We start from the raw sequence: 25,843 nt of genomic DNA on the forward strand, positions 1-25,843 counted from the left end.
GTGCCTGTTGACGCCTTCGCCGTGCTGGCCGAGCCCACCCGGCGCCGCATCCTCGACCGGCTGCGCCGCGCCGAGAGCAGCGTCGGCGACCTCGTCGACGCGCTGGGGATGAGCCAACCGGCCGTCTCCAAACACCTGCGGGTGCTCCGCGAGGCCGGCCTGGTCACCTGCCGCACCGCCGCCCAGCAGCGGATCTACCGGGTCGACGTCCGGCCGCTGCGGGCCGTGGACGACTGGCTCGGGCCGTACCGGCGGATGTGGGCGGCGCACCTCGACGCCCTGGAGCACCATCTCGACAGTCAGGAGTGACGATGGACCGCGACAGCTTCCGACCGGGTCCGCTCGCCCACGTCGGCTGGGAACCCGCCGGCGACCGGTGGGACCTGGTCCTCGTCCGGGACCTGCGGCACCCGCCGCAGCGGGTGTGGGCCGCGCTGACCGAGCCGGACCGCCTCGCCCAGTGGGCGCCCTTCCTGGCCGACCGCGACCTGAGCACGCCGGGAGGCGTCACGTTGCGCACCGTCGACGGGGACCAGAGCTGGCCCGACGCGGCGACCGTCCGCCGCGCCGAGCGCCCCACCCTGCTCGAATACACCTGGGGCGACGGGCTGCTGCGCTGGGAGTTGGACGAGACCCCGACCGGCACCCGGCTGACCCTGCGGCACCGCATCGCCGACCCCACCCTGGGCGCGAGCATGGCCGCCGGCTGGCACCTCTGCCTGGACGTCGCCGGCCACCTGCTCGACGGCGACCCGGTCGGCCCGATCCGCGGCGCCGAGGCGAAGGAGTTCGGCTGGGCCGAGCTGCACACCGCGTACGCCGAGCGCCTGGACCAGCCGGAGCCCTGACCCGGACGGCCCGCGACGCCCGACCACCCCTCCCCCCGCAGGGCGGGTCGGCGACTCCGGCGAACACCATGCCGCAATCGGGGGCACCCGGCGTCAGGGAAGGGCCGACATGCCGCAACCCGGGATGGATCATCCCCCGGCCCGGCCCGGCCCAGCGCGCGCCGCCCGAGGCAGGCGGCGACGACCCGCCGGCCAACGCCGCCGACCCGGCCCGACATGCCGCAAACGGGGGCATCCAACGCCGAGGAAGGGCCGACTTGCCGCAACCCGGGGTGGATCATCCCCCGGCCGGGCCCGGCCCGGCCCGCGCCGCCCGAGGCAGGCGGCGACGACCCGCCGGCCAACGCCGCTGGCCCGGCCCGACATGCCGCAAACGGGGGCATCCAACGCCGAGGAAGGGCCGACATGCCGCAACCCGGGGTGGATCATCCCCCGGCCGGGCCCGGCCCGGCCCAGCCCAGCCCGGCCCGGCGCGCGCCGCCCGAGACAGGCGGCGACGACCCACCGGCCAACGCCGCTGGCCCGGCCCGACATGCCGCAAACGGGGGCATCCAACGCCGAGGAAGGGCCGACATGCCGCAACCGGGGTAGATCATCGCCCCGGTCCGACGTGGTGCCTGGCCGCCGACAGCCGGCAGGCAAGCGTGGAGCTCCGCCGCCGCCCGCAACCCGCAGCCCGGGCGATGGCCACCGGCGCGGCCAGGCCGGCCGGGTGGCAGGACGGCCGGATGGCGGGACGGCCGGATGGCGGGACGGCCGGATGGCGGGACGGCCGGATGGCGGGACGGCCGGGTGACGGACGGCCGGTTCCCGGTGACGGGTCAGGCCGCTGGCAGCTCGGGCAGGGTGATGGCGCCGGCCGCTGCCCGGATCGGCTCGGTGATACGGCGGATCATCCGCTCCCGGCCCGGCAGGTGCGGCATCATCCGCAGCATCAGCGTCTGGAACCGGATGGCGGCGGCCGAGCCGAGCACCATGCCCTTGAGGTTCCGCTCCGCGAGCTGCTGGTTCGCCGCCACGAACGGCCGCATCCGGCGCTCGTACCCGGCGAACCCGGCCGCCGGGTCGCCACCGGCCTCGACCAGCGACGACGCCAGCGCGTACGCCCCGACCAGGCCGAGGCTGGTGCCCTGGCCGGAGGCGGGTGAGGCGGCGTACGCGGCGTCCCCGACCAGCCCGATCCGCCCGGTCGACCAGCCCTCCATCCGCACCTGGCTCATCGAGTCGAAGTAGAGGTCCGGGGCGTCCGCCGCCGCGGCCAGCAGCTCCGGCACCTGCCAGCCGGCCCCGGCGAACGCCCGGGTCAGCGCGGCCCGCTGCGCGTGGACGTCCCGGCGGTCGGGCTCCTCGGCGGGTGACGGGAAGAGGAAGATCGCCCGCGCGTCCGGGGCCCCGGCGGTGCGGTAGACGCCGACCGTGCGTCCGGGGGCAGGGTGCATCAGCTCGACGCGCTCCTCGGCGTACCGGGCCGGGACGGTGCAGATGGCGATGTGGTGCCCGAGCGGGCGCAGGTAGGCCGATTCCGGCCCGAATGCCAGCCGGCGGACCGCCGAGTGCAGCCCGTCGGCACCGATCACCAGGTCGAAGCGGCGGCTGCGGCCACGGGCGAAGGCGACCTCCACCCCGTCGGCGGCGGGGGTCAGCACGGTGATCGAGTCGTCGAGAAGGTATTCGACGTCGGGGGTGGCGTCGACGAGGATCCGGGCCAGGTCGCCGCGGAGGATCTCCAGGTCGTCGCCCTCCCGTCCGCCGAAGAGCGCGGCGTCCATGGTGGCCAGTTGCCGGCCGCCGGCGTCGACGAAGCGGGCCAGTCGCATTCCGGTGTCGTGCCGGGCGACCCGCTCGCGCAGCCCCATCCGGTCCAGCACGGTGAGCGCCGCGCCCCGGACATCGACCTTGTAGCCGCCGTGCCGCAGCGCCGGGGCGCGCTCGACGACGGTGGGACGGAAGCCGTGGCGGCGCAGCCACCAGGCGAGCGCGGGGCCGGCGACACCGGCGCCGGAGATCAGGACATCGGTCATGCCAGCGACGGTACAGACGTGTTAGACGCTTGTGCAAGACGCTTGTTCAAGGATTCCGGTACCCTGATCCGCATGGGAAACCGGGAGGACCTGCTGGCCGGCGCGAAGCGCTGCCTGATGGAGAAGGGGTACGCGGCCACCACGGCGCGCGACGTCGCCACCGCCGCCGGCACCAGCCTGGCCGCCATCGGCTACCACTTCCGCACCACGAAGGCGCTGCTCAACGAGGCCCTCTTCGAGGCCGTGGCGGAATGGGGCGAGGAGTTGAGCCGGGCGCTCACCGACGACGCCGCCGGGGCCGACGCGACGCCGGAGCAGCGGTTCGAGGCGGCCTGGGAGCGGATCATCGAGTCCTTCGCCCGGCTCCGCCCGCTCTGGACCATCCAGTTCGAGCTGATCGGGCAGCGGGAGCAGGCACCGGAACTGCGGGCGGCATTCGCCGCGGTGAACCGGCAGGCCCGGCTCGGCCTCGCCGAGATCTTCCACCGGCTCGACCCGGCCGCCGACGAACCCACCGCGCTGACGCTGGGCGCCTTCCACCAGGCGTTGATCGGCGGGGTGGCCGCCCAGTGGCTGCTCGATCCGGAGGCCGCCCCGACAGCGGCCGAGCTGACCCGGGCGCTCCGCGCGGTGGCGGCCGGCTTTTCCACCCCGCCGGCCTGACCCGGTCCGCGCGGCCGGGCTTCCACCCACCTGACTGACCAGTCCGCGCGCCGGGCTTCCACCCACCAGACTGACCAGTCCGCGCGCCGGGCTTCCACCCACCAGACTGACCAGTCCGCGCGGCCGGGCTTCCACCCACCAGACTGACCAGTCCGCGCGCCGGGCTTCCACCCACCAGACTGACCCGGTCCGCGCGGCCGGGTTCCCACCCCACCGGCCGACCGGTCCGCGACCGCGTTCGACCCTCCGCGAACCGGCACTTCCGCCGTCCGCCGGGACCGGCCGCCGGGGGCCTGCCGGCCGGCCCCGCGCGTCAGACGTACGGCTTGGTGGCGTACGCGGCCCGCAGCGCGGCCAGCCCGCGGGCCTTCGGGTTGAGGGTGCCCCAGCTCGAGTTGAAGTAGTTGGTCCGGACGATCCGGGGGCCCCGCTCGCCGTTGAGCCGGGCGATCGCCGCCGGCACGGTGGCGATCCAGGCGGCCTGGTCGGGGAACTCGGCTACCCGCACCCCCCACTCGGCGATGAGCACCGGGCGGGAGAGCGCCACCGGCCCGAGGTCGGCCACCGCCCAGTCCCTGGTGCGGCGGAACCGGGCCAGCGCCGTGTGGCTCGGGTCGGTGGCGTAGACGTTCCACTGGAGGAAGTCGAGCCTGGCCATCAGCGCCTCGGGGTGGGTGCGCTGCCAGGCGGCCCGGTCGAAGCCGCCCGAGCCGATCGAGAAGGTGGTGCCGGCGGGCAGCGGGCGCGCCTTGAACCAGTTCACGATGTAGGTCATCGCCTGCACCGCCCGCGCGTCCGACTGCGCCCAGTCGTACGCCACGCCGGCCTCGGTGGTGCCGAACTCGTGGTCGGTGTCCAGTTCGGAGGCGAGCTGGATGTTGACCGGGAAGCCGAGGCCGCGGTACTGGGCCAGGGTCCGGGCGAAGAGCCCGTCGCAGAGCCCGGCGAGGACCTGCCCGTACCCGTACGCCCGGGGCCAGGTCGTCCCGGGCCGCTGCTGGATGGTCATTGCCGGGGCCGGGACGGTGTAGCCCGTGCCGTCCACCGTGAAGCTCTGCGGCCCGATGCCGGCCGCCCCGTAGTGCTTCAGCTCCAGCACCAGGTTGACCGCCACGCCGTCGCGGCCCAGGACGGTCAGCCAGGTGTTGTTGTAGCCGGGGAGGACGTAGCCGTCGGCGAAGCTGCGGTACTGGGTGAGGGAGCGGAAGTTGCCGCCGGCGAGGTCGGCCGTCGGGTCGGCGTTGCCGGCGAGGTAGTAGCCGCCCAGCACCGGCGGGGCGATGCGGTAGTCGGCGGTCGCGGTGGCGGCGTGCCCGGCCCGGTCCCGCACGGTGACGGTGACCTGGGGCATCAGGCCACCGCCCGGTAGACCGCCACCGAGCCGGTGTCGGAGAGCTTGGTCCAGGTGCGGCCGGCGTCGTCGCTGACGGTGATCGCCAGGGGGTCGATCACGGCGGTCGCCCGGACCGGGGCACTGCTGTTGCCCTGCGCGTCGGTCACCACGACGGTGACGGTGAGGGCCCTGGTGTCCGGGTCGGCGTAGCTGACCGTCAGGGTCATCTGGTCGCCCGGGGCGTAGGTCGCGGCGTTGAGGCTGGCGGTCACGGTGGGAGCGGCCATCTCCGCCCCCTCCTTCCTTGCGCTTGCGCCCGGCGCGCACGCCGGAGCGCCGGCCGGCCCGTCCGGGCTGGCGCCCGGCCGCGGCTCGGTCCGGAGGTGGTGACGTCCTTGTCCTGGCGTTGGCTGGCACCGCCGGCCCGGGCGGTGTCGCCGGGCGCGAACGCCGGTCGCGCGGCGGGCCGGGCGAGGACCAGGCCCGCCGGCGGCGGCGCGGCCGCGCTCGGCTGGGGCGGCGTCCGGTGCCGGCAGGCAGTGCCGCCGGGCCGGAGGGATGGGATGTGGCCCGCCATCCGCAGCCTCTTCACCTGCATAAACAATGCGCCGGGAGCGGGCCGGGCGTCCTGTCGGCCATCCGTCCGGCGGGTTGTCCTCGATCCGGTTGCGCAGCGCCGGCGAGTCGCCCCTCGCGCGACGGTGCGGGCGCACCGGGAGGCGGTGACCCCGCCTCAGCGGGTGCGGCCGCCGTCCGCGCGCCAGCGCAAGAGCCGGGCGGCGAGGCTGACCACGAGGCTGCCGGCCGCCGTCCCGATCAGCACCAGCGCGGCGCCCACCACCCACAGCCCGCTGTCGTCGGTTGCCGCGGCGTGCACGCCCCAGGCGGCGGTGAAGGCCACCGTCATCACCGGCACCACCAGCCACGGGCCGAGCCACCACCCGCCGAGCGCGGCGACCAGCACGAGGGTGAGCACGCAGCCCGCCACCTGCCAGACCGCGTACGGGCCGCTGGTCGCGCCGGTCTCCGGGTCGACCCGGTAGCCGGTCTCCCAACTCAGCCAGGCGAGCCAGCTGCCCACGGTCGCCGCCGCCAGGAGCAGGCCGCCGAGCACCGAACGGGTACCCCTCGTCATGGTCACGGCCCGATCCTTCCCTCCCCGCCGGGCGGGCGGATGAGCCGGGGTACTCAGGAGGCGGTCAGCGCCCGCCGTGGATCGACCAGGCGCGGGCGGTCGGCCGGATCGTCCCGGGGCACCGCGGCCGACGTTCCGCCAGCGGCCGGCTGCGCCGCGGCGGATCAGCCGAGCCGGTCCAGCCAGCGGCGGGCGTCCGCCAGTCCCTTCTCGTTCTGCGCGTGGCTGGCGATGCCGGTCAGGTCACCGGTGGCCAGCCGCCGCGCGAAGTAGTCCGCCTGCACCGCCCAGCGGAACCGGAGCAGGGTCGCCAGGGCGTGCTCCACTTCGGCTCGTCCCACCGTCCGGCTCGACAGGTACGCCTCGACCAGCCAGTCGGCGCGGCGCGGGCCGCCGACGTACATCACCGCGGAGGCGAGGTCGTAGAGCAGCGGGCCCCGCGTCGCGGTACTCCAGTCGATCAGGCCGCAGCTGCCGGTGCCCCGGTCCAGCCGGAAGGCCTCCGGAGCCGGGTCGGTGTGCAACAGGCCCCAGGAGAGGGCCGCGGGATCAAGCGCGTCGTAGTCCTGTACGGCCGCGGCCACGGCCGCCCGGATCCAGGGGCGGATGGCCAGGTGCGGGGCCTGGACGTCGATCCAGTGGAAACCCTCGACGTCCTCGACCGAGCTGTCCCGGAGCACCTGGTGCACCCGGCCGAGAGTCCGGCCGATCACCCGCTGGTCCTCGGGAGTGCTGCTGGACAGTTCCTCCCCCTCGACCCAGCGCAGCAGGGCGAGCGGAAACCCGTCCAGTTCCGTGACGACGTCGCCGTGCCGGGTGGCCACCGGCGCGCCCGCTGGCACACCCGCCCGCTCCACCTGAGCCGCCACCGTGAGCCCGCCCACCAGGGATCGCCGGGAGTCGTGCCTGACCGCCTTGGCGACCCATCGCCCTCCGCGAGCGGTGACCAGCCAGGTCGCCGAGTTCATGCCGCCGTTGTGCGTCGTCACGGTCGCGCCGGTGAGGTACCACTCGGCCGCCAGACAGGAACGGACCCGCTCCTCATCGATCACGCGGCGAAGTACAGCAGCGGCAGGGGTGGCCGACTACCGGTTTTCGGGTTGCGCCGCCGGTTCTGCGCAACCGGAGGTGGACGGCACCGCCGCCTGCCCTGGGCCCGGACCCGGTTCGAGGAGTGACCCACCCGACAGAACGTCGGACGGACCAACGATCCGAGTTATCGTTGGCCCCACCAACGAATGGAGGACCGAGATGTCACCCGTGACCGACCGCGCCGAGATCGCCGAGCTGGTCGCCCGGCTCGCCTGGGCCCTGGATGAGCGACGCTTCGACGACCTGCGGACCGTCTACGCCCCCGACGCCCGGACCAGCAGCCCGCGCGGCACCCTGGCCGGACTCGACGAGATCGTCGAGGTGCTGCGGCGGACCAGCCCGGAGGAGGAGCTGACCCAGCACCTCAACAGCGACGTCGTGATCGACCTCGACGGCGACCGCGCCGAGATCGGCGCCCACCAGCTCGTGTACTTCTACCGTGCGGGCGCGGCGCCGCACCGCAGGGCCGGCGTCCGGACCCGGTACACGGCCGTCCGCACGCCGGCCGGCTGGCGCCTCGCGCAGGCGGACATTTCCCCGCTCTGGCAGCACACCGCCTGACAGCCCCGACCTCCGCGGGGTGCCCTCCACCGGACGAGGCCGGGCCGGACCGCCCCGCCGGAGGAGGTCCGGGGCGCCCCGCCGGGGCCGGGAACCGGGGCGCCCCGACAGACGAGGGCCGGGCAAGGAGGCGGCGCGGCTGGCCGCGGAGGTGGCCGAGCTGGGGCCGGATCGGGGCGCCCCGCCGGACGAGGGCCGGGCCGGGGTCCGCGACGGCCGCCACGCGGGCGGCGTACCCGGACACCGGCCCGGGCCACGACGGACACCCCGCGGCCGGTCACGACCCTGGCGCGGGGCCCGGCGGGCGGTGTCCCGGCGGGCCGCTCCCGCCGCAGGCCCGGAAAAGCCGGTTGCGCCGGTGATCGCGGCCCTGATGGGGTGTTGGCTCGCCGCCACCACCGGATGGAGCACCACATGCTCGCTGGAGACCTCGTTCGGTTACGACCCATGGAGCCGCACGACGCGGAAGCCCTGTGGCGCTGGAACAACGACCCCGAGGTGATGCGCTGGCTCGACGACGGATACCCGGAATCCCTGGCGCAGGTGACCGCACGATACGAGCAGCGCGAGCGCAACTCGTACGAGCAGGTGCTGCTCGGGGTCGAGACGCTGGCGGAGCAGCGGCTGATCGGCCTGGTGAAGCTCGGCGACGCTCGGCCGGAGACCGGCGAGGCCGAACTGGACATCTATCTCGGCGAGAAGGACTGCTGGGGACGCGGTTACGGCACCGAGGCGACCCGGCTGATCTGCCGGTACGGTTTCGACAAGATGCGCCTGCACCGGATCACGCTGTGGGTCGCGGATCAGAACGCCCGGGCCATCCAGGTCTATGAGAAGGTCGGCTTCGTCGTGGAGGGTCGGGCCCGCGAGTCGTTCCGGCGCGACGGCAGGTGGCACGACATGATCATGATGGGACTGCTGGAAGGCGAACTTCGCGCCGAGTGACGGCGGACGGCCGAGCGGCATGGGAGCAGCTGATGACCATCGATGAGACGCTGGCACGGATCAACGAGGGGGTGCAGCTTCATCATCAGCAGGGCCAGCGCGAAGCCGCGCGCGTACTGTTCGCGCGGATCTGGGCCGAGATCGGCGGCGAGCAGGGTGATCCGCTGCATGTCTGCGTCCTCGCGCACTCGATGGCGGATGTGCAGGACGACGTCCGCCAGGAGTTGATCTGGGATCAGCGCGCGCTGGCGGCGGCCGACCTGCTCACCGACGAGCGGGTCGCGCGGGCCGGGGTGCCGATGACGGTGGCCGCCCTGTATCCGTCGCTGCATCTCAACCTGGGCGAGTGCTACCGCCGGTTGGGCGATCTCGACCGCGCCCGCGAGTGCCTGCGACGGGCACAGGCGGGCATGGGCGCACTCGGTGAGGACGACTACGGGCGGCTGATCAAGCGCGGCCTGGATCTGCTGGCGCAGCAGTTGACCCCCAGGTAGGAGCCCGCCTCGTAGAGGGCCAGCCGGCAGGTGACGGTTGGCCCTCTACGCGCGTGTCCGGCTCGCTCCACCATCCGACGCGGGCGGCCGAGGTCCGGCTCCGGTTTCGCACCCGTCGACCGAGCGCCGTGGCACCGCCACTGACGCCGGTGCAGAGGTCACGGGCGTCCCCGCCCCGGTCGCGGCCAGCCGTACCCCCGGAATTTTTCCGACGGCCCGCCGGTATAGTTGCCGACGCACCGTCGAATAAATCCGGCTGGAGGATGCATGTTCTTGGCTCTGCGCGAGCTCCGCTTCGCGCGCTGGCGGTTCACCCTCATGGGTAGCGTCGTCGCCCTCATCGCGGTACTGGTGGTGTTGCTGTCCGGGCTCTCCTCGGGCCTGGTCAACGACGGTGTCTCCGGCCTCCAGCGGCTGCCGGTGACCGCCTTCGCCTTCGCCCACGACACCAAGCTGGACTCGGCGTTCTCCCGCAGCGTGGTGGACCGGAAGCAGCTCGATCAGTGGCGTCAACAGCCGGGCGTACGGGACGCCACCCTCTTCGGCAACCTGCTGGTCAACGCCCGCAGCAACCGGGACGTACCCATCGACCTGGCCATGTTCGGGGTGGAACCGGACTCGTTCCTGGCGCCGCCGGTCGCCGAGGGCGCCGGACTGGGCGACCCGAACGGCATCGTGGTGTCCCGGACCGCGCTCGACGCCGGCCTGCGGGTCGGCGACACCGTGGTCATCGACCGGATCGGCACCCGGTTCACCGTGGTCGGCGCCACGTCGGACCAGCGCACCTACGGCCACGTCGACGTCGCCTACGTGCCGCTGGCCGCCTGGCAGCGCCTGCACCAGGGCGTCGGCCCCGGCGAGGAACTGCGCGCCTCGGCGGCCAACGAGGCCACCGCGATCGCCATCCGGTCCGACGGGGACCTCGACCTCGCCGCCGGCGACGCCGCGGCCGGCACGACCAGCTTCGACAAGGTCGACGCGTACGGGGGCTCGCCCGGCTACACCGCCGAAACCTCGACCCTGCAACTCATCCAGGTGTTCCTCTACGCCATCTCGGCCCTGGTCGTCGGCGCGTTCTTCACCGTCTGGACCATCAACCGCCGGCACGAGCTGGCGGTGCTGCGGGCGATCGGCGCGGCCCGGCGGTACCTGCTGCGCGACGGGCTGGTGCAGGCGCTGGTGGTGCTCGGCGTCTCGATCGGCGCGGGGATCGCCGTCGGCGTCGGGCTCGGCGGGCTGATCAGTGGCAGCGCGGTGCCGTTCGCCATCGAGGCGCCCGCGGTGCTGGTCGCCGGCGTCCTGCTGGTCCTGCTCGGCCTGGTCGGTGCGGCCGCCGCCATCGTCCGGATCGCGGCCGTCGACCCCCTCACCGCACTGGGAGCACAGCGATGAACAACCGTACCGGTCTGGACCTGTCCGGCGTGGTCGTCCGCCTCGGCGACGGTGACGCCATGGTCACCGCGCTGGACGAGGTGAGCCTGACCGTCGCCCCGGGCGAACTGGTGGCCGTCGTCGGGCCCTCCGGCGCGGGCAAGTCGAGCCTGCTCGCGGTGGCCGGCGCGTTGACCGTCCCGGAACGGGGAACGGTCACCGTCGACGGCCACGACATCGTCGGCATGACCGCCCGGCAACGGGCCGCGTACCGGCGCGACCACATCGGTTTCGTGTTCCAGAGCGGCAACCTGATCCCGGCGCTCACCTCGCTGGAGCAGCTGCAGCTGATCGCCAAGCTCAGCCCGCGCCGGGCCGACGGCCGTGGCGCCGCCGCGCTGCTCGCGGACGTGGGGATGGCGCACAAGGCCGACCGCCGGCCGCATCAGCTCTCCGGCGGCGAACGCCAACGGGTCGGCATCGCCCGCGCGCTGATGGGACGGCCCTCGTTGCTGCTGGTCGACGAACCGACCGCGGCGCTGGACCGGGCCCGCAGCCACGAGGTCGTGCAGCTGATCGCCCAGGAGACGAAGGAGGCCGGCGTCGCTACCGTTATGGTGACCCACGACCACGACGTGCTGGAACACTGCGACCGGGTGGCCGAGATGATCGACGGGCGGCTCTCGGCCGGCTGAGCGACGCGAGAGAGGAGGACCCGTGCCGCGCATCGACGCGCCGACGATCGCGGAGCACCGCGCGCATCGCCGCCGGGTCCTCCTCGACGCCGCCCGCGCCCTGCTGGTGGAGAACCCGCACGAGGCGCCGAGCCTCACGGCCGTGGCGGCCCGGGCGGGGTTGCCCCGTTCCTCGGTCTACGAGTACTTTCCGTCCGCCAAGGACATGCTGCTCGAACTGGTGCAGGAGGTCCTGCCGAACTGGTCACGCCGGGTCAACGCCGCGATGGACGCAGCCGGCACCCCGGGCGAGAAGGTGCTGGCGTACGCCACCGCGAACCTGCGCCTGGTCGCCGAGGGCGAGCACGCGCTCGCCACCGCGCTGATCCAGTCGGTGCCGGGCGATCAGGTCGACGCCAGCACCCAGCTCATGCACGACCAGATGAGCCAGCCCCTCTGCGCCGCCGTCGAGCAACTGGGCGTGCCCGACCCCGCCACCACGGCGCGCCTGATCAGCTCGGTCGTCTACACGGCCAGCCGCATGATCGAGGACGGCGCGGAGACGAGCGCCGTCGACGCGCGGGTCCGTGAACTCCTGGCCCCGTTCCTCCTCGGTCACGTCTAGCCAGCGGGACACCGCCGGAGGACACCGTCAGGAGGTGGCCGTCGGGATCAATCGCCATGCACCGACCTCCGCTCCGCTCTCGCACAGCAGGTATCGCCGACACGGCGTCGGAGCGTTCAGTGGGATTTTGCACTCTCAGTGCACTTGTCTGGGATGACCACGGAATCTAGCGTCACGCCATGGCTGATTCATGGACGTTCGCCGTCGCCCGCGATGACCTCGGTCGGACCACCGTCGTCGCCGGGGCGACCCCGCAGATCCGACCCGGTGAGGCGCTGCTGCGGGTGGAACGGGTCGGGCTGACCGCCAACAACGTGACCTACGCGGTCCTCGGTGAATCGATGCGGTACTGGCAGTTCTTTCCGGCCGAGCCGCGTGGGCTGAGCCCGGAGTGGGGCCTCGCGCCCCTCTGGGGCTTCGCCGAGGTGGTCGAATCAGCCGCCCCCGGCGTCGAGGTGGGGATGCGGGTCTACGGCTACCTTCCGCCGGCCGGCCATCTGGTGGTGCGGCCGGAGCGGGTTGACCCGACCGGGTTCCGTGACGGCAGCGCTCACCGTGCCGACCTGCCGTCGCCGTACAACGTCTACCGGTCGACCGCGAACGATGCCGCGTACCGCGCCGACCAGGAGGACCTGCTGGTGCTGTACCGGCCGTTGTTCTTCACCTCCTTCATGTTGGCTGACCAGGTCATCGACAACGACTTCTACGGGGCGCGGCAGCTGGTCCTCTCGTCGGCCTCCAGCAAGACCGCGTACGCCGCCGCCTTCGAGTTGCGGGGTCGCGGACCACGGCTGATCGGCCTCACCTCGCCCGGCAACGTGGCCTTCACACGGTCCCTCGGCAGCTACGACGACGTCCTGCCGTACGACGAGGCCGCCGACCTGGAGGCGGTGCCGACGGTCTATCTCGACCTGTCCGGAGCCCCGGCGACGCGGGTGGCCCTGCGCGAACACCTCGGAGAATTGCTCGTGCGTGACATTGCCGTCGGCCTGACCAACCAGATCCCGAACGCGGACGCGGCGGGCGAGGTGTTCTTCGCGCCCGTGCAGATGCGCAAACGGCGCCAGGACTGGGGTCGCGACGGCCTGGACCAGCGCTTCGCCGACGCCTGGCGGCGATTCGCCGACGCGGCGGGAGCTTGGCTCGAGGTACGAGCCGGTGCAGGTCCGGAAGATCTCCGGCGCTTCTGGCTGGACGTCTACCACGGCCGCAGCGAACCGCGCACCGGCCACATCGTCCGGTTCTAGTGGCGCTCTTGTGAGGTCGAGTCGATGCAGTCTTGGCGGTACTGATGGCTGTACGAGGAGGCGAGGGCGTCGGAACGAAGCTTGACGCCGTTCGCCCGGGCCGTCGTCAGCAGGGCTGAGCAGGGCGTTTCCGTGGTGGGCCGGAGGTACCACCATGCGAACCACACCGTCACGATCGCCGGTGAGCCGTTGCCGCTGCGTCTGCACATTTACCAGAGCCTTATGAAGGCTCGATGACGGGCCTACGAGTCGTCGAAGACGTCGTCGAGCACGAGTCTTGCCCGGCCGGGAACCTCCTCCTCCGGGAAGATTTCCGCGCACAGGGCGAGGACCTGCTCCGCGCTGGTCAACCTGAGGTGGTCGACCAGGAAGCGGATGTCCTCGGCGTCCCGCCGTCGTGCGGCAAGCACCTTCATGGCCAGCAGATGCTCCGGAGACGCCGCCGCCACCCGCAGGCCGGGGTGATCGAAGACGCGCGGAGCCGTCGCGTCGCCTCCCGGGGCGACATAAGCACTCGCCTGCTCGTTGAGCCACCAGTGCGGCAGGCCGAGTTCATCCGCTACCGCGCGAGCCTCGTCGAGCACAATGCCATGGGGTTGGAACACCGCGTCGATGTCCCGAGTAGCCCGTCGGGCGTCGTAGGCCAGAGCCATCGCCGCCCCGCCGAAGATGTAGAGGTCCGCGACCACACCTCGCCTCGCCAGCCGGTCCCCGAGCCGGCGGAAGGCATCCTCGATCGCCGTGCGGTCCAGCAGTGGATCGTTGATGCTCACGCGACGTTCAACTCCTGCGCCGACACGTACACGCCCCGACGACGGAATGCTGCTGGCGCGTGTACCACCGCGTCGACCCGGGCGGCACGGGTGTTGAACGGAAACCAGAACCGCCGCAGCGACCGCGTCTCGACCCACGGTGGCGCACCCCGCCCGTCCTTGGCGGCCAGGTGCTCCGTCAACGCCGCGAGGAATACGTCCCAGCGCTCGTCGCCGGTGGACGTTGGTTCCTGGCCCAGTAGACCGGCGCGTATCTCGGCCGGCTCCCAGCGGTACTCCTCAAGGAACTCCGCCACCAACCGCCACCGTCGCGTCTCGTCGGACCCGACGAGCAGATCCCCTAGGCGTGCCACGGTCATCGGTTCATACCTCGCGGCGCGATTCCTCATTCCCTCGACGCTAGTACATTCGGCGGCGCATCCGTAGCCAGCCACAGCCCGATTCGGGCAGCCAACCAGAGCATCACGACGCGCTGCGGCCGACTGGTTCGCACGCAAGATCAACAAGGTGGGCCGGAGGTACCACTATGCGAACCAAACGGCGACCATTGCCGGTGCCCCGTTACCCCTGCCGCGAACGAGAACGCTGGCAGGTAGGGCTGCGTCGTGACGAACTATCGCATGCGGCGCGTCGGAGGACGCCGCTCAGACCGCTCGGCCGCAACACTTCTTGTACTTGGCTGTCGATCCGCACCAGCATGGGGAGTTCCGCGGTGGCGGCCACGCGATGGTGTGCTCCTCGGGAAGGGTCTCGCTGTAGCGGACCTTGAGCGCTGGATCGAGAGGCGACTCGCCGGTCCGGTCCGCGAACTCACAGAGATCGGCGACAGTTGCCGGCGCCACCCGAATGGCTGGCACACCGCCGTTCGCCAACTCACGCCACCGGCGCTCCGCAGCCTGATAGTGCTCGTCGTCCGTCGTGTCATGTTCCTGGGGCCACCGCCGTCGCGCCTCGGCCCGCTCCGGGCGCTGGAAGATCAGCATCCGCATCTGCCGTGGCACCCGTCCAGAGACCACGGCGTCCCGCACACCATCCACGTCGACAAGCCGCTGCCGCTGTGGCGGCACCGCCGGAGCCAGCTCATCGGTAGTGTCCGGCACCAGCCCCAGCTGCCGACGTACCTCACGACGACCGCGAATCATCACCGAAGACATCTGCATCCAGCCATCCGGGCCCTTCAGCGCCCGCGACTCCTCGGCGGACAGGCGGGCCACCGCCCGGTCGTACCAGCGCAACGCACCATGCAGGTCGCCTCGCTCGGCGAGCAGCTCGGCGACCAGCGTGCAGTGACCGTCATCCATCGCTGTGTGTGAGCCAGGCGATCCAGCACGACATACGCCTCATCGACGTCACCCTGCTCGAATCGCACCTCAGCGAGCTGCGCCATCCCGTAGCAGCCGTCCCCACCGCCGTCAGTGATCAGCCTGGTCAGCAGGTCGGCTGCTCGGTCGAACCGCCCAGCCCGACGCCATGCGTCGGCAGCCTCGAGCAGGATCTCACCTCGCTCGTCCGGATACCGCTCCACCTCAGCCTCAAGGGCTGCAGCCTCGTCAGCCACACTCATCGACGCGGCACCTACCGTACTGATTGCCTTGACACCATCGGGCACGCAGAGCCAGGGGCGTCAGGAGCGGTACACATCCCTTCGATGATCAATGTCCACAACGGTCACGATGCGGTTGTCGTCGTCGATGCGGTAGATGATCCGGTAAGTGCCTCGCCGGGCGCTGAACCGATCCGACAACGGCGGCAACAAACGCTTCCCGACCCGGTAGGGCTCTCGCACCAACGGCCCGGTCATGAACTCGTACGCGGCAATCACAACGGCCTCAGGCAACAGTTCGGCGAGCGCTCGACGGACGGTCGGCGTGGTGCGAAGCCCGTACGGATCTTCCAACGGCCGAGGGCTCACGCGGCCGAGGCGCGACGGGCGCGAATGGTCTCCGCAAGCTGGTCGGCGGACACCTCTTCACCTCGGGCCAGTTCCGCGTCGGAATCGGCCAGCCGCCGCAGGGTGTCCGCATCCCCGAGAACCGCGACGGTTTCCTCCAGACGCTCCAGGTCCTCCACCGACACCAGCACGGCGGACGGCCGGCCGTGCACCGTCACCGTCACCCGCTCGTGGTGGTCGTGCACCCGCCCCACCAGCTCAGAAAGCCGAGTCTTCACTTCCCCCAACGGCAGCGTCGTCATGGTCACAAGTATGACCAAAATCCGCTGGGGCGTCCACCGTTCCTCCAGACAACACGCCGATGGTTCGCATGGTGAACGCACGTCGCTAGGAAACGGCAGGTCAGAGAAATGTGTGGGGCGGACGGGACTCGAACCCGTGACCGATGGATTATGAGTCCACTGCTCTAACCCGCTGAGCTACCGCCCCGCTACCGCGCCGGATCGTAACCCGCTCAATGGATCACCGACCACCACCGAACGGGCCGCATCATGATTCGTTCGCCACGATGAGCAACGCGAGGATAACAGCGCGCCGCCCCGCAGCCGTCCCTTCAGGTGCGCAGCACCCGAGCCGTCCGGGTCAGCCCTCGCCGCGCAGCTCCGCGAGGACCGCGCCGACCGCCCGCCAGCCGCTGGCCAGCGCCCCCTGGATGGATGGGGTGTCGCGGTGGTCCCCGGCCACGAAGAGCCCGTCGCCGAGCGAGACCGGTTTGCGCAGCCGGCCCTGCGGCGGCGGCGCGGCGGGCAGGGCGTTCGGGACCGTGACGGTGGTCAGGTGGGTCCAGTCGGCGGTGGAACGGCCGTAGAGGCGGTCCAGTTCGCGGCGGATCACCGGCTCGGGCGGGGCCTGCGTCCCGACCACCGAGGTGGCCACCAGGTGCCGCCCGGCCGGGGCGTACGTGGGTGCGGCATTGCTGGCCACCACCGTGTTGGCGACCAGTTCCCGGCGGTCCCCGTCGAGCAGCAGGATCGGCTCGGTCAACGGCGGGGTGTCGGTGCTGTGGTAGTAGGTCGTGTAGCCGTGCATCCGTACCCGGGCCAGTCGGGGCAGCAGCGTGGCCGCCGCCGGCGGGTCCACGGCGACCACGACGGCGCGGCAGGCGATCTCCCCGGTCCGGGTACGCACCCGGCCGGGCGTGACCTCGACGACCGGGGTGCGCAGCTCGATCAGTTCGGCGGGCAGCGGGCCGGCGATGGCGCGGGGCAGCGCGGCCATCCCCTGGGCGGGCAGGCCGATCCGGCCCCGGGCGAAGGCGCGCAGGATCATCGCCAGGACGTGGCTGGAGGTGGCGAGTTCCCGGTCGAGGAGCACGCCGGAGAGAAACGGCCGGAGCAGTTCCTCGACGATGGCGCCGGAGAGGCCGGCCTGGCGCAGCGCGGCCTCGCTGGTCGTCTCGGGCGCGTTGAGCAGCTGGCCGATCGGCAGCACGGCGCAGCTGGTGGCGAAGCTGGCGAGCCGCAGCCGGTCGGTGAGCGAACCGACCCCGGCGGTGAGGGTCCCGGGTGCGCCGGCGAGGTCGCGCAGCGGGTTGACCAGCCGTTCGAGGCGGTCGGCGCGGCGGACCAGCACGCCGGAGGTGAACCAGCCGAGGTCCAGGGCGGCCAGGTCGAGCAGGCCGGTGAGGCGCGGGTAGGCGGTGTTGAGCACCTGGAAACCGCGGTCCAGCAGGTAGCCGTCGACCGCGTCGGTGGCGACCCGACCGCCGAGCCGGTCGCCGGCCTCGAGCAGCCGCCAGGGCACGCCGGCGCGGTGCAGGCGGCGCGCGGCGGCGAGGCCGGCCAGCCCGCCACCGACGATGACGACGTCGGTCTCACCGGCCACGGGTCACCTCCGCACCGGCCCGGTGGGTCCGCGACAGCCGGCTCGGCCACCAGATCCGCGCCCCGATGTCGTACGACAGGGCCGGGACCAGCAGCGAGCGGACGACGATGGTGTCGAGCAGCACCCCGACGGCGACCGCCACCCCCAGCTCGACGAGCACCACCAGCGGCAGCACGGCGAGCGCGGAGAAGGTGGCGGCGAGGACGATGCCGGCCGAGGTGATCACGCCGCCGGTGACGGCGAGTCCGGCGAGCACGCCGGCCCGGGTGCCGCGGCGGACCGATTCCTCGCGTACCCGGCTCATTAGGAAGATGTTGTAGTCAATGCCGAGGGCGACCAGGAAGACGAACGCGAACAGCGGGAACGACTGGTCGACGCCGGGGAAGTCGAGCACGTACCGGAAGACGAGCGCGCAGAGCCCGAGCGTGGCCAGGAACGACAGCACCACGGTGGCGATCAGCAGGAGCGGGGCGACCAGGGCGCGCAGCAGCACGGCCAGGATGACCGCGATGACCAGCAGCACCACCGGGATGATGACGTTGCGGTCCCGGGTGGAGGCGTCGGCGGTGTCCACGTTGATGGCGGTGAACCCGCCCACCACGGCGTCGGCGCCCGGCACCCGGTGCAACGTCTCGCGCAGCGCGCGGAGGGTCCGCTCGGCGCGGTCGCTGTCCGGCGGGTCGGCCAGGGTGGCCTCGAGCTGCACCCGCCCGTCGACCACGGTGGGTGGGGCGTCCGCCGCGGGCGGGCCGGCCTGCCGGGTGAAGGGGCGGACCGAGGCGACCCCGGGTACGCCCTGCGCGGCCCGGGCGACCTGCTCGGCGGTGGCCTGGTTGGCGAAGATGGTGGCCGGGCTGCCGGTGCCGGCCGGGTAGTGCCGGGCGATCACCTCCTGGCCGGCGACCGAGTCGGTGCGCTTGGTGAACAGGTCGGACTGGCCAAGGGCGGTGGCGTTGAGCTGGGTGACCCCGAGCGCGAGGGCGGCCAGGGCCACCGCGGTGACCAGCCAGATGACCCGGGCGCGCCGGGCGACGAAGCCGGCGACCCGGCCCCAGATGCCGTGCTCGGCCTGCGGGTCGGCGTCGTCGTGGCGGGGCCGTCGCGGCCAGAACGCCCACCGCCCGCCGAGCAGCAGCAGGGCGGGCAGGAAGGTGAGCATCACCAGCAGGGTGGCCGCGATGCCGACGGCGGCGACCGGGCCGAGCGCCCGGTTGGAGTTGAGGCTGGACAGCAGCAGGCAGAGCAGGCTCACGATGACGGTGGCGCCGGAGGCGACGATCGCCGGGGCGGCGCCCTTCCAGGCCGCCCACAGTGCGTCCCAGGGGCGTTCGTGGCGGTGCAGTTCCTCGCGGTAGCGGGCGATGAGCAGCAGCGCGTAGTCGGTGCCGGCGCCGAAGACCAGCACGGTGAGGATGCCCTGCGCCTGTCCGTTGAGCTTGATGACGTCGTCGCGGGCCAGGACGTAGACGAAGACCGCCGCAAGCGAGTACGACATGCCGGCGGCGAGCAGCGGGAAGACCCAGAGCACCGGGCTGCGGTAGACGATCAGCAGAATCACCAGCACGACGACCAGCGTGACCAGCAGCAGCGGCCCGTCGATGGCGGTGAACACCTCGATCAGGTCGGCGAGCAGCCCGGCGGGGCCGGCGACGTCGACGGTGAGCCCGTCCCGGTCCGGACCGGCGATCTCCCGCAGCCGGTCGACGACGGCGCCGATCTGTTCGCCCTCGGCCGCGTCGATCGGGACGACCACCTGGACGGCCTGCCGGTCCTGGCTGGGGATGGGCGGGGGCAACGGGGCGACCACGCCGGGCAGTTGGCCGAAGCGGGCCGCGTCGGCCTGGATCCGCTGCTGGTCGGCGGGGGTGATGCCGGTGGGACGTTCGTAGACGACGAGGGCCGGGGTGGTCTCCTTCTCGACGAAGCCGGCGGCGAGGTCCTGGGCCCGGGTCGCCTCGGCGTCGGTCGGCAGGAAGGCGGCGTTGTCGTTGGTCGCAACGTCGCCGAGCTTGCCCGCGTACGGCCCGGCGATGCCGCCGACGACCAGCCAGGCCAGCACGAGCGCCACCGCGACCAGGGTCGCTGTCCAGCGGCTCCGTCCTCCGGCCATCCCGTCCACCCTCGAATCGACGCAGATATCGACGCAGCGCGAGTCTAAGTCGACATCGACCATCCTGCCGGGCGAACGGGTGCCGGGGGGCGGAAACGTGGGCGACAGCAGCGCACCGGCACCGATCGGGCGGCGCGGGCGCCGGCTGCGGGCGGACGGCTGGGCGCCGGACCGGGCCAGGCCGGACCGGACCGGGCGCCGGACCGGGCGGCAGGGGCCGGGGGCCGGGGCCTGGGGGCCGGGCGGGTGCCGACCAGGGCGGCGGAAGGCGAGCGCCGGCCGGGCCACGAGAAACGCCCGCCGGCGGGGCCGACGGGCGTGCTGTCCGAACTGAAGCTCCCCCGTTTGGACTCGAACCAAAAACCTGCCGGTTAACAGCCGGCTGCTCTGCCAATTGAGCTACGGGGGACCGTAGATCACCCGGCTTGCGGATCTCTCCGCGCCGGGCGACGGGGACAAGAGTACAGGACATCGGGGGGTGGTGCGCCAGGGGGTTACCGCACCGGACCCGACGACTTTCCCGGCATTCCACCTCCAACAATCTGGACAAATCGTCATCCTCGCCCAGGGAGGCATGACGAGAGAGCAGGATGGGTAGTTAGCCGCCGACAGAGGACGCAGGCGCGACAGGGTCGCTCCCGACGGGAATCCCGACGGGAACGGCGCGCGTCAGGTACGGAAGGAGCCGCCATGCGCGGAAAGATCATGTTTCTTGGCGGGCTGGCTGCGGGATTCGTCCTGGGCGCCCGTGCCGGCCGGGAGAAGTACGAGGAGTTGGTGGTCCGGGGTCGCAAGGTGCTCGACCACCCGACCGTCCAGGAGGCGGCGGGGGTCGCGCAGGCTCAGGCGACCCGGCTCTACTCCGAGGGCAAGGACAAGCTGGGCCAGACCAAGCTCGGTGAGAAGCTGAGCACCGGCAACGGCAGCAAGCAGGAGCTGACCGGGGCCGACAAGCCGTTCGCCGGCACGCCGGCCACGGTCGGCGCCAAGGCCGGCTCGACCGGTACGGGTTCGACCAGCACGACCGGCTCGTCGACCACCAGCACGAGCAGCAAGTCGTCCGGCACGAGCAGCAACGGCAGCACCCTCTGATTCATCCGGACGGCGGGCCGGTCACCTCCGGGTGACCGGCCCGCTCCCGGTTGTCGGCTAGCCCATGCTGCTGAACGCTAGCCCTTGCTGCTGAACGCGGCGTCGAAGGCCGCGGCCGGCGCGTCGAAGGCGAGCCGGCGGACGAACTGGAGCGCCTCGGGGGCGCCGACCAGCCGGTCCATCCCGGCGTCCTCCCACTCGATCGAGATCGGACCGTCGTAGCCGATCGCGTTCAACGCGCGGAAGCAGTCCTCCCACGGCACATCGCCGTGGCCGGTGGAGACGAAGTCCCAGCCGCGGCGCAGGTCCGCCCAGGGCAGGTGGGAGGAGAGCCGGCCGCGCCGGCCGTCCCCGGTACGGACCTTCGCGTCCTTGCAGTCCACGTGGTAGATCCGGTCGGCGAAGTCGAAGATGAAGTTGACCGGGTCCAGCTCCTGCCAGACGAAGTGCGACGGGTCCCAGTTCAGCCCGAACGCCGGCCGGTGGCCGATCGCCTCCAACGCCCGCCGGGTGGTCCAGTAGTCGTACGCGATCTCGCTCGGGTGCACCTCGTGCGCGAACCGGACGCCCACCTCGTCGAAGACGTCGAGGATCGGGTTCCACCGGTCGGCGAAGTCCTGGTAGCCACGCTCGATCATCGCGGGCGGCACCGGCGGGAACATCGCCACGGTGTGCCAGATCGACGAGCCGGTGAAGCCGACGACCGTGCGTACCCCGAGCTTCGCCGCCGCCCGCGCGGTGTCCTTCATCTCCTCGGCGGCCCGGCGGCGGACCCCCTCCGGCTCGCCGTCGCCCCAGATCCGGGCGGGCAGGATGTCCTGGTGCCGCTCGTCGATGGGGTGGTCACAGACCGCCTGACCGACCAGGTGGTTGGAGATGGCGAAGACCTGGAGGTTGTGCTTGGCCAGGGTGGCCAGCTTGCGGTCGGTGTACGAGTCGTCGGCGAGGGCCTTGTCGACCTCGAAGTGGTCGCCCCAGCAGGCGATCTCCAGGCCGTCGTACCCCCACTCGGCGGCGAGCCGGCAGACCTCGTCGAACGGAAGGTCGGCCCACTGGCCGGTGAAGAGCGTGATCGGTCGCGCCATTGTCCTTCTCCCCTGTCGTGGATGGGGATTCCGTTGCGGACCGGGGCGAGGGTGACCGGATGCGGACGACCTCGACGGGAGCACCGGTGGGCGCGGTCGCGCCTGGGTCCGACGGGTTGCGCCTCCCGCCGGAGCACCGGCCACCTCGCGGTCGCCGCCCTCACTCTAGGGCGGGTACGGCCGCCAGGGAAGGCCCGCCGGAGCCGCCCGGCCCCGCCGGGGTAGGTCCGGTCCGCGACGCCGGCCCACCATGTGCAGCGCCAGGCCGGTCAGCGGCGCCGGTCCACCACCCGCAGCACCAGGCCGGTCAGGGCCGCCCGGGCCGGCTCCGCCAGGGGCAGCCGGTCCAGCGCGGCCCGGGCCAGCTCGGCGCGGACCCCGATCATCCGTTCCACCGCCGCCCGCGCCCCGCTCGCCTCGATGATCCGGCGCACCTCGGCGGCGCCGGCCCCGTCCAGCCCTGGATCACCGACCAGCCGGTGCAGCCGCTCCCGCCCGGCCGGCCCGGCCGCCTCCCGGGCCAGCGCCAGCAGCACGGTGGGCTTGCCCTCGCGCAGGTCGTCCAGGTTGGACTTGCCGGTCACGGCCGGATCGCCGAAGACGCCGAGCAGGTCGTCGCGGAGCTGGAAGGCGTCCCCGAGCGGGTCGCCGAAGTGGGCCAGCGCCGCCACGGTCGGATCGTCCGCGCCGGCCAGGACGGCCCCGAGCTGCACCGGGCGGGTCACCGTGTAGCGGGCGGTCTTCAGCCGGACCACCGCGAGAGCGGCGGCCGGCGAGCCGTTCCCGGCGGCGGCGGCCAGGTCCAGGTACTCCCCCGCGATCACCTCGGTCCGCATCCGGGCCAGGACGGCGTGCCCGCTCCGGAGCCGCTCCGGGTCCAGGCCGCAGCCGTGGAACATCTGCCCCGACCAGGCGGCGCAGAGGTCGCCGCAGAGCACCGCCGCCTGCCGGCCGTACCGCTGGGGGTCGCCGCGCCAGCCCGAGCGGGTGTGCAGCTCGGCGAAGACCCGGTGCAGGGTGGGGCGGCCGCGCCGGCGGTCACTGCGGTCGAGGATGTCGTCGTGGATCAGGGCGAAGGCGTGGAACAGCTCCAACGCGGCGGCGGCGACCACGATCGGCGTGCCGTCGGGGCCGCCGAACCCGCGCCAGCCCCAGTAGCAGAAGAGCGGCCGCAGGCGCTTGCCGCCGGCCAGGACGAACCGGCGTAGCTCGGCGTGGACGGCCGCCGTACCGTCGTCCGGCCGGGCCGGGATCCGCCGCCGCAGGAACGCGGCGAGCGCGGCGTCGACACGCTCACGCAACAGAGCCGGATCGGTCGGTGCGACGGTGACAGTCATGGCGCCTCGGTATCCATGGCTGACAATACCTCAGGTGGGGGTCCCACCGGCTCCACCGGACAGCCCGGATCCGGCTGGTACCCGGGCCGGCGACCCCCGATGCGCTGCCGCCGGTCCGGCCGCCGGCGCGGCGGGGCAACGACGCCCCCGCGCCGGCGGATGGTCGGGTCGGCCCGCCGGTGCGGCCGGGGAATCCCGGTCCGGCCGCACCGGACGGCCGAGCTGGTCGTGCCGGGCCGGACGTTCCGGTGGCACGCTCCCCGGCAACCGACCTCGTTCCCCGCCGCGGGGCGCAACCGCGGCGGGCCCTCGCCGGTCGGGGCCGGGAAGCCCGGGGTGGCGGCGCCGGGACGCCGTGGGCGCCCCGGGCCGCGCCGGTCAGGCGGGCAGTTCCGCCAGTACGGGCGCCACCTCCGTCCAGGCGGCCCGCTCCGCCGAGCGGCTCACCGCGTCGAGCACGAGCTGGACCTGCAACGCGTCGGTGAACGACGGCGCCGGGTCGGCGCCGGTGGCGACCGCCTCGACGAAGTCGCGCATCTGGTGCGTGAAGGAGTGCTCGTAGCCGATGATGTGGCCGGGCGGCCACCAGGCCGACAGGTACGGATGCTCCGGCTCGGTCACCAGGATCCGGCTGAAGCCCTGCTCCGGGCCGGGCCGGCTGGCGTCGTAGAACTCCAGCTCGTTGAGGCGCTCCAGGTCGAACGCCACCGAGCCGAGCGACCCGTTGATCTCGACCCGCAGGGCGTTCTTGCGGCCGGTGGCGAACCGGGTCGCCTCGTACGTGGCCAGCGCTCCCCCGTCGAGCCGGGCCAGGAAGACCGCGGCGTCGTCCACGGTGACCGGCCCCGTCGCCCGGCCGTCGCCGTCGGCCTGGGCGGCCAGGCCGCTCGACCCGGCCGGCAGCGGCCGTTGCTTGACGAACGTCTCGGTCACCGCGCTCACCCCGGTGATGAGCTGGCCGGTGACGTACTGGGTGAGGTCGATGATGTGCGCGCCGATGTCGCCGAGCGCCCCGGAGCCCGCCCTGTCCTTCTGCATCCGCCAGACCAGCGGGAACTGCGGGTCGACGATCCAGTCCTGGAGGTAGACCGCCCGGACGTGCCGGATCTCGCCGAGCCGCCCGTCGGCCACCAGCCGGCGCATCAGGGCCACCGCGGGCACCCGGCGGTAGTTGAACCCGCACATCGCGCGTACCCCGGAGGCCCGGGCCGTGGCGGCCGCCGCGGCCATCCGACGAGCCTCCTCGACGGTGTTGGCCAGCGGCTTCTCGCAGAGCACGTGTTTGCCGGCGGCCAGCGCGGCGATGGCTATCTCGCAGTGGCTGTCCCCCGGCGTGCAGATGTCGACCACGTCGATGTCGTCGGACTCGACCAGCCGCCGCCAGTCCGTGGTGTGCCCGTCCCAGCCGAGCCGGTCGGCGGCGTCGGCCACCTTCGGTTCGTCCCGGCCGCAGATGAGCGCCATCCGCACCCGCGCCGGCAGGTCGTAGACCCGGTGCACGGTGCGCCACGCCTGGGAGTGCGCGGCGCCCATGAACGCGTAGCCGACCATGCCGACCCGCAGGAAGCTGTCGTGAGTGGACAAGGTGGGTCTCCCCCCGGTTGTTTCAGAACCCGAGCTTCAGGTAGCTGCCCGCGTTCTCCTTGGTGATCGTCTCGGAGGCGAGCACGATCTCCTTCGGAACCTGGAGTTCCACCAGGTCGGACATGCCCTTGTTCTGGCCGATCAGGCGGGCCAGCGAGATGGCCGAGGAGGCCATCGACGGGCTGTAGGTGACGGTGGCCTTCAGCACCGTGTTGTCGGCCTGGATGTCCTCCATGGCCTTCTTCGAGCCGGCGCCGCCGATCATGAAGAATTCCTTGCGGTTGGCCTGGTTGACCGCGGCGAGGACCCCGATGCCCTGGTCGTCGTCGTGGTTCCAGATCGCGTCGATCTTCGGCAGGGCCTGGAAGAGGCCGGTCGCCTCCTGCTGACCGGAGTCCGCCGTGAACCGCGCCGCCCGCCGGTTGGTGACCTTGAAGCCGGCCTGGGCCAGGGTGTCGGAGAAGCCCTTCGACCGCTCCTGGGTCAGCTCCAGCTCGTCCATGCCGGCGATCTCGCCGATGATCGGCTTGCTGACGCCCTTGGCCTTGAACTGCTCGATCATGTACGTGGCGGCGGCGACGCCCATGCCGTAGTTGTCGCCCTTGATCTGCAGCCGGTACGCCTTGGCGTCCGGGAAGGCCCGGTCCAGGTTGACCACCGGGATGCCGGCCTTCATGGCCTCCAGGCCGAACGCGTTGAGTTCCTTGCCGTCGTGCGGGAGCAGCACGATCACGTCCGGCCGCTGGGAGAGCAGGGTGGACAGCGTCGCCCGCTGCGCCGCCGCGTCGGCGCCGGCCTCCACCGCCTTGAGCTCCACGTCCGAGTACGCCGCGGCCTGCGCTTTGGCGTTGTTGGTGATGGCCGCGATCCAGCCGTGGTCGGCGGCCGGGGCGGAGAAGCCGATGGTCACCTTCTTGCCCGGCTCGCTGTTGGCCCCGGCCGCGGCGGCCTTGGTCTGGGCGGCGGTGGGCGCCTGCTCGTTGCTGGTGCAGCCGGCGAGCACGACGCCGGCGGAGAGCGCGGCGCCGCCGAAGAGCAGCCGGCGGCGCGACAGGTCACTACTCATGACGACCTCCTG

Annotated in this window: 27 protein-coding genes and 2 tRNA genes; 11 read left to right on the forward strand and 18 right to left on the reverse strand. The window is 72.7% G+C overall.

Annotated elements, in window-relative coordinates:
* Positions 1-309: an ArsR/SmtB family transcription factor gene (locus LQ51_RS30625; protein ID WP_046571860.1), complete on the forward strand. Its 309-nt coding sequence runs from the start codon at positions 1-3 to the stop codon at positions 307-309.
* 2 nt (positions 310-311) lie between these two features.
* Entirely contained in the window at positions 312-848 is a 537-nt protein-coding gene (locus LQ51_RS30630) for an SRPBCC family protein (RefSeq protein ID WP_046571791.1), read from the forward strand.
* A gap of 821 nt (positions 849-1,669) precedes the next feature.
* On the opposite strand, the gene LQ51_RS30635 is transcribed toward LQ51_RS30630, so the two are convergent.
* Entirely contained in the window at positions 1,670-2,869 is a 1,200-nt protein-coding gene (locus LQ51_RS30635) for an FAD-dependent monooxygenase (RefSeq protein ID WP_046571793.1), read from the reverse strand.
* Positions 2,870-2,941: 72 nt separating this feature from the next.
* On the opposite strand from LQ51_RS30635, the gene LQ51_RS30640 reads away from it, so the two are divergent.
* Positions 2,942-3,532 (forward strand): TetR/AcrR family transcriptional regulator, encoded by a 591-nt coding sequence (locus LQ51_RS30640; RefSeq protein ID WP_046571861.1) that lies wholly within the window; start codon positions 2,942-2,944, stop codon positions 3,530-3,532.
* A gap of 313 nt (positions 3,533-3,845) precedes the next feature.
* Here LQ51_RS30640 and LQ51_RS30645 read toward each other — a convergent pair whose 3' ends face one another.
* The 4 genes from LQ51_RS30645 to LQ51_RS30660 form a co-directional block, all read right to left on the reverse strand.
* Positions 3,846-4,883: a hypothetical protein gene (locus LQ51_RS30645; protein WP_046571794.1), complete on the reverse strand. Its 1,038-nt coding sequence runs from the start codon at positions 4,881-4,883 to the stop codon at positions 3,846-3,848.
* Entirely contained in the window at positions 4,883-5,152 is a 270-nt protein-coding gene (locus LQ51_RS30650) for a hypothetical protein (protein ID WP_046571796.1), read from the reverse strand. The genes LQ51_RS30645 and LQ51_RS30650 overlap by 1 nt, the downstream gene beginning before the upstream one ends.
* Before the next feature lie 446 nt (positions 5,153-5,598).
* Positions 5,599-6,000, reverse strand: a complete 402-nt coding sequence (locus LQ51_RS30655) for a hypothetical protein (RefSeq protein WP_046571863.1) — start codon at positions 5,998-6,000, stop codon at positions 5,599-5,601.
* Positions 6,001-6,164: 164 nt separating this feature from the next.
* Positions 6,165-7,052 carry a phosphotransferase enzyme family protein gene (locus LQ51_RS30660; RefSeq protein ID WP_046571797.1) on the reverse strand — a complete coding sequence of 296 codons (888 nt, stop codon included), beginning with the start codon at positions 7,050-7,052 and terminating at the stop codon, positions 6,165-6,167.
* Between the two features lie 199 nt (positions 7,053-7,251).
* On the opposite strand from LQ51_RS30660, the gene LQ51_RS30665 reads away from it, so the two are divergent.
* The 7 genes from LQ51_RS30665 (at position 7,252) to LQ51_RS30695 (ending at position 13,009) form a co-directional block, all read left to right on the forward strand.
* Positions 7,252-7,653 carry a nuclear transport factor 2 family protein gene (locus LQ51_RS30665; RefSeq protein ID WP_046571798.1) on the forward strand — a complete coding sequence of 134 codons (402 nt, stop codon included), beginning with the start codon at positions 7,252-7,254 and terminating at the stop codon, positions 7,651-7,653.
* A gap of 414 nt (positions 7,654-8,067) precedes the next feature.
* The gene (locus LQ51_RS30670) at positions 8,068-8,598 is read left to right on the forward strand and encodes a GNAT family N-acetyltransferase (protein WP_046571864.1); all 531 of its coding nucleotides are present in this window, start codon (positions 8,068-8,070) and stop codon (positions 8,596-8,598) included.
* A 32-nt stretch (positions 8,599-8,630) separates the two neighbouring features.
* Entirely contained in the window at positions 8,631-9,092 is a 462-nt protein-coding gene (locus LQ51_RS30675; protein WP_046571866.1) for a tetratricopeptide repeat protein, read from the forward strand.
* Between the two features lie 267 nt (positions 9,093-9,359).
* On the forward strand, positions 9,360-10,484 hold the full coding sequence (locus LQ51_RS30680; RefSeq protein ID WP_046571799.1) for an ABC transporter permease: 1,125 nt from the start codon (positions 9,360-9,362) through the stop codon (positions 10,482-10,484).
* Complete coding sequence (locus LQ51_RS30685; RefSeq protein WP_046571801.1) at positions 10,481-11,158, forward strand: ABC transporter ATP-binding protein; 678 nt, start codon at positions 10,481-10,483, stop codon at positions 11,156-11,158. Before LQ51_RS30680 ends, LQ51_RS30685 begins: the two co-directional genes overlap by 4 nt.
* Positions 11,159-11,180: 22 nt before the next feature.
* Complete coding sequence (locus tag LQ51_RS30690; RefSeq protein ID WP_046571802.1) at positions 11,181-11,762, forward strand: TetR/AcrR family transcriptional regulator; 582 nt, start codon at positions 11,181-11,183, stop codon at positions 11,760-11,762.
* 179 nt (positions 11,763-11,941) lie between these two features.
* Positions 11,942-13,009 carry a DUF2855 family protein gene (locus tag LQ51_RS30695; protein WP_046571803.1) on the forward strand — a complete coding sequence of 356 codons (1,068 nt, stop codon included), beginning with the start codon at positions 11,942-11,944 and terminating at the stop codon, positions 13,007-13,009.
* A gap of 242 nt (positions 13,010-13,251) precedes the next feature.
* Here LQ51_RS30695 and LQ51_RS30700 read toward each other — a convergent pair whose 3' ends face one another.
* The 9 genes from LQ51_RS30700 to LQ51_RS30745 form a co-directional block, all read right to left on the reverse strand.
* Complete coding sequence (locus LQ51_RS30700; RefSeq protein ID WP_052745107.1) at positions 13,252-13,782, reverse strand: DUF6036 family nucleotidyltransferase; 531 nt, start codon at positions 13,780-13,782, stop codon at positions 13,252-13,254.
* Positions 13,779-14,141 (reverse strand): hypothetical protein, encoded by a 363-nt coding sequence (locus tag LQ51_RS31580; protein ID WP_156313287.1) that lies wholly within the window; start codon positions 14,139-14,141, stop codon positions 13,779-13,781. Before LQ51_RS31580 ends, LQ51_RS30700 begins: the two co-directional genes overlap by 4 nt.
* A gap of 285 nt (positions 14,142-14,426) precedes the next feature.
* Entirely contained in the window at positions 14,427-15,083 is a 657-nt protein-coding gene (locus LQ51_RS30710) for an SEC-C metal-binding domain-containing protein (protein WP_082159739.1), read from the reverse strand.
* 323 nt (positions 15,084-15,406) lie between these two features.
* Positions 15,407-15,679, reverse strand: coding sequence for a type II toxin-antitoxin system RelE family toxin (locus LQ51_RS34235; protein ID WP_046571872.1), 273 nt, complete (start codon positions 15,677-15,679; stop codon positions 15,407-15,409).
* Between the two features lie 11 nt (positions 15,680-15,690).
* Entirely contained in the window at positions 15,691-15,975 is a 285-nt protein-coding gene (locus LQ51_RS30725) for a type II toxin-antitoxin system Phd/YefM family antitoxin (protein ID WP_046571873.1), read from the reverse strand.
* 113 nt (positions 15,976-16,088) lie between these two features.
* Positions 16,089-16,162 (reverse strand) — tRNA-Ile (locus LQ51_RS30730).
* Between the two features lie 153 nt (positions 16,163-16,315).
* Complete coding sequence (locus tag LQ51_RS30735; RefSeq protein ID WP_046571808.1) at positions 16,316-17,557, reverse strand: NAD(P)/FAD-dependent oxidoreductase; 1,242 nt, start codon at positions 17,555-17,557, stop codon at positions 16,316-16,318.
* A complete protein-coding gene (locus LQ51_RS30740; RefSeq protein ID WP_046571875.1) occupies positions 17,547-19,667 on the reverse strand; it encodes an MMPL family transporter in 2,121 nt (706 codons plus the stop codon). The genes LQ51_RS30735 and LQ51_RS30740 overlap by 11 nt, the downstream gene beginning before the upstream one ends.
* Positions 19,668-20,003: 336 nt before the next feature.
* A tRNA-Asn gene (locus LQ51_RS30745) sits at positions 20,004-20,076 on the reverse strand.
* 281 nt (positions 20,077-20,357) lie between these two features.
* On the opposite strand from LQ51_RS30745, the gene LQ51_RS30750 reads away from it, so the two are divergent.
* Positions 20,358-20,759, forward strand: a complete 402-nt coding sequence (locus LQ51_RS30750) for a hypothetical protein (RefSeq protein ID WP_046571809.1) — start codon at positions 20,358-20,360, stop codon at positions 20,757-20,759.
* 77 nt (positions 20,760-20,836) lie between these two features.
* Here LQ51_RS30750 and LQ51_RS30755 read toward each other — a convergent pair whose 3' ends face one another.
* From LQ51_RS30755 to LQ51_RS30770, 4 genes are all read right to left on the reverse strand, one after another.
* Positions 20,837-21,844, reverse strand: coding sequence for a sugar phosphate isomerase/epimerase family protein (locus LQ51_RS30755; protein ID WP_046571810.1), 1,008 nt, complete (start codon positions 21,842-21,844; stop codon positions 20,837-20,839).
* Between the two features lie 269 nt (positions 21,845-22,113).
* Positions 22,114-23,181, reverse strand: coding sequence for a polyprenyl synthetase family protein (locus LQ51_RS30760; protein WP_046571812.1), 1,068 nt, complete (start codon positions 23,179-23,181; stop codon positions 22,114-22,116).
* A gap of 378 nt (positions 23,182-23,559) precedes the next feature.
* Positions 23,560-24,765: a Gfo/Idh/MocA family protein gene (locus LQ51_RS30765; RefSeq protein ID WP_046571813.1), complete on the reverse strand. Its 1,206-nt coding sequence runs from the start codon at positions 24,763-24,765 to the stop codon at positions 23,560-23,562.
* A gap of 22 nt (positions 24,766-24,787) precedes the next feature.
* Complete coding sequence (locus tag LQ51_RS30770; protein WP_046571815.1) at positions 24,788-25,831, reverse strand: substrate-binding domain-containing protein; 1,044 nt, start codon at positions 25,829-25,831, stop codon at positions 24,788-24,790.
* Positions 25,832-25,843: the final 12 nt, after the last annotated feature.

The sequence above is a fragment of the Micromonospora sp. HK10 genome (assembly GCF_000982955.1).
Lineage (GTDB): Bacteria > Actinomycetota > Actinomycetes > Mycobacteriales > Micromonosporaceae > Micromonospora.

Coding starts and splice junctions, on each gene's coding strand:
- LQ51_RS30710 (WP_082159739.1), bottom strand. CDS start 15,083: ATGGATGACGGTCACTGCACGCTGGTCGCCGAGCTGCTCGCCGAGCGA.
- LQ51_RS30635 (WP_046571793.1), bottom strand. CDS start 2,869: ATGACCGATGTCCTGATCTCCGGCGCCGGTGTCGCCGGCCCCGCGCTC.
- LQ51_RS30760 (WP_046571812.1), bottom strand. CDS start 23,181: ATGACTGTCACCGTCGCACCGACCGATCCGGCTCTGTTGCGTGAGCGT.
- LQ51_RS30750 (WP_046571809.1), top strand. CDS start 20,358: ATGCGCGGAAAGATCATGTTTCTTGGCGGGCTGGCTGCGGGATTCGTC.
- LQ51_RS30665 (WP_046571798.1), top strand. CDS start 7,252: ATGTCACCCGTGACCGACCGCGCCGAGATCGCCGAGCTGGTCGCCCGG.
- LQ51_RS30685 (WP_046571801.1), top strand. CDS start 10,481: ATGAACAACCGTACCGGTCTGGACCTGTCCGGCGTGGTCGTCCGCCTC.
- LQ51_RS30740 (WP_046571875.1), bottom strand. CDS start 19,667: ATGGCCGGAGGACGGAGCCGCTGGACAGCGACCCTGGTCGCGGTGGCG.
- LQ51_RS30640 (WP_046571861.1), top strand. CDS start 2,942: ATGGGAAACCGGGAGGACCTGCTGGCCGGCGCGAAGCGCTGCCTGATG.
- LQ51_RS30755 (WP_046571810.1), bottom strand. CDS start 21,844: ATGGCGCGACCGATCACGCTCTTCACCGGCCAGTGGGCCGACCTTCCG.
- LQ51_RS30770 (WP_046571815.1), bottom strand. CDS start 25,831: ATGAGTAGTGACCTGTCGCGCCGCCGGCTGCTCTTCGGCGGCGCCGCG.
- LQ51_RS30680 (WP_046571799.1), top strand. CDS start 9,360: ATGTTCTTGGCTCTGCGCGAGCTCCGCTTCGCGCGCTGGCGGTTCACC.
- LQ51_RS30645 (WP_046571794.1), bottom strand. CDS start 4,883: ATGCCCCAGGTCACCGTCACCGTGCGGGACCGGGCCGGGCACGCCGCC.
- LQ51_RS30630 (WP_046571791.1), top strand. CDS start 312: ATGGACCGCGACAGCTTCCGACCGGGTCCGCTCGCCCACGTCGGCTGG.
- LQ51_RS30725 (WP_046571873.1), bottom strand. CDS start 15,975: ATGACGACGCTGCCGTTGGGGGAAGTGAAGACTCGGCTTTCTGAGCTG.
- LQ51_RS30695 (WP_046571803.1), top strand. CDS start 11,942: ATGGCTGATTCATGGACGTTCGCCGTCGCCCGCGATGACCTCGGTCGG.
- LQ51_RS30650 (WP_046571796.1), bottom strand. CDS start 5,152: ATGGCCGCTCCCACCGTGACCGCCAGCCTCAACGCCGCGACCTACGCC.
- LQ51_RS31580 (WP_156313287.1), bottom strand. CDS start 14,141: ATGACCGTGGCACGCCTAGGGGATCTGCTCGTCGGGTCCGACGAGACG.
- LQ51_RS30675 (WP_046571866.1), top strand. CDS start 8,631: ATGACCATCGATGAGACGCTGGCACGGATCAACGAGGGGGTGCAGCTT.
- LQ51_RS30655 (WP_046571863.1), bottom strand. CDS start 6,000: ATGACGAGGGGTACCCGTTCGGTGCTCGGCGGCCTGCTCCTGGCGGCG.
- LQ51_RS30670 (WP_046571864.1), top strand. CDS start 8,068: ATGCTCGCTGGAGACCTCGTTCGGTTACGACCCATGGAGCCGCACGAC.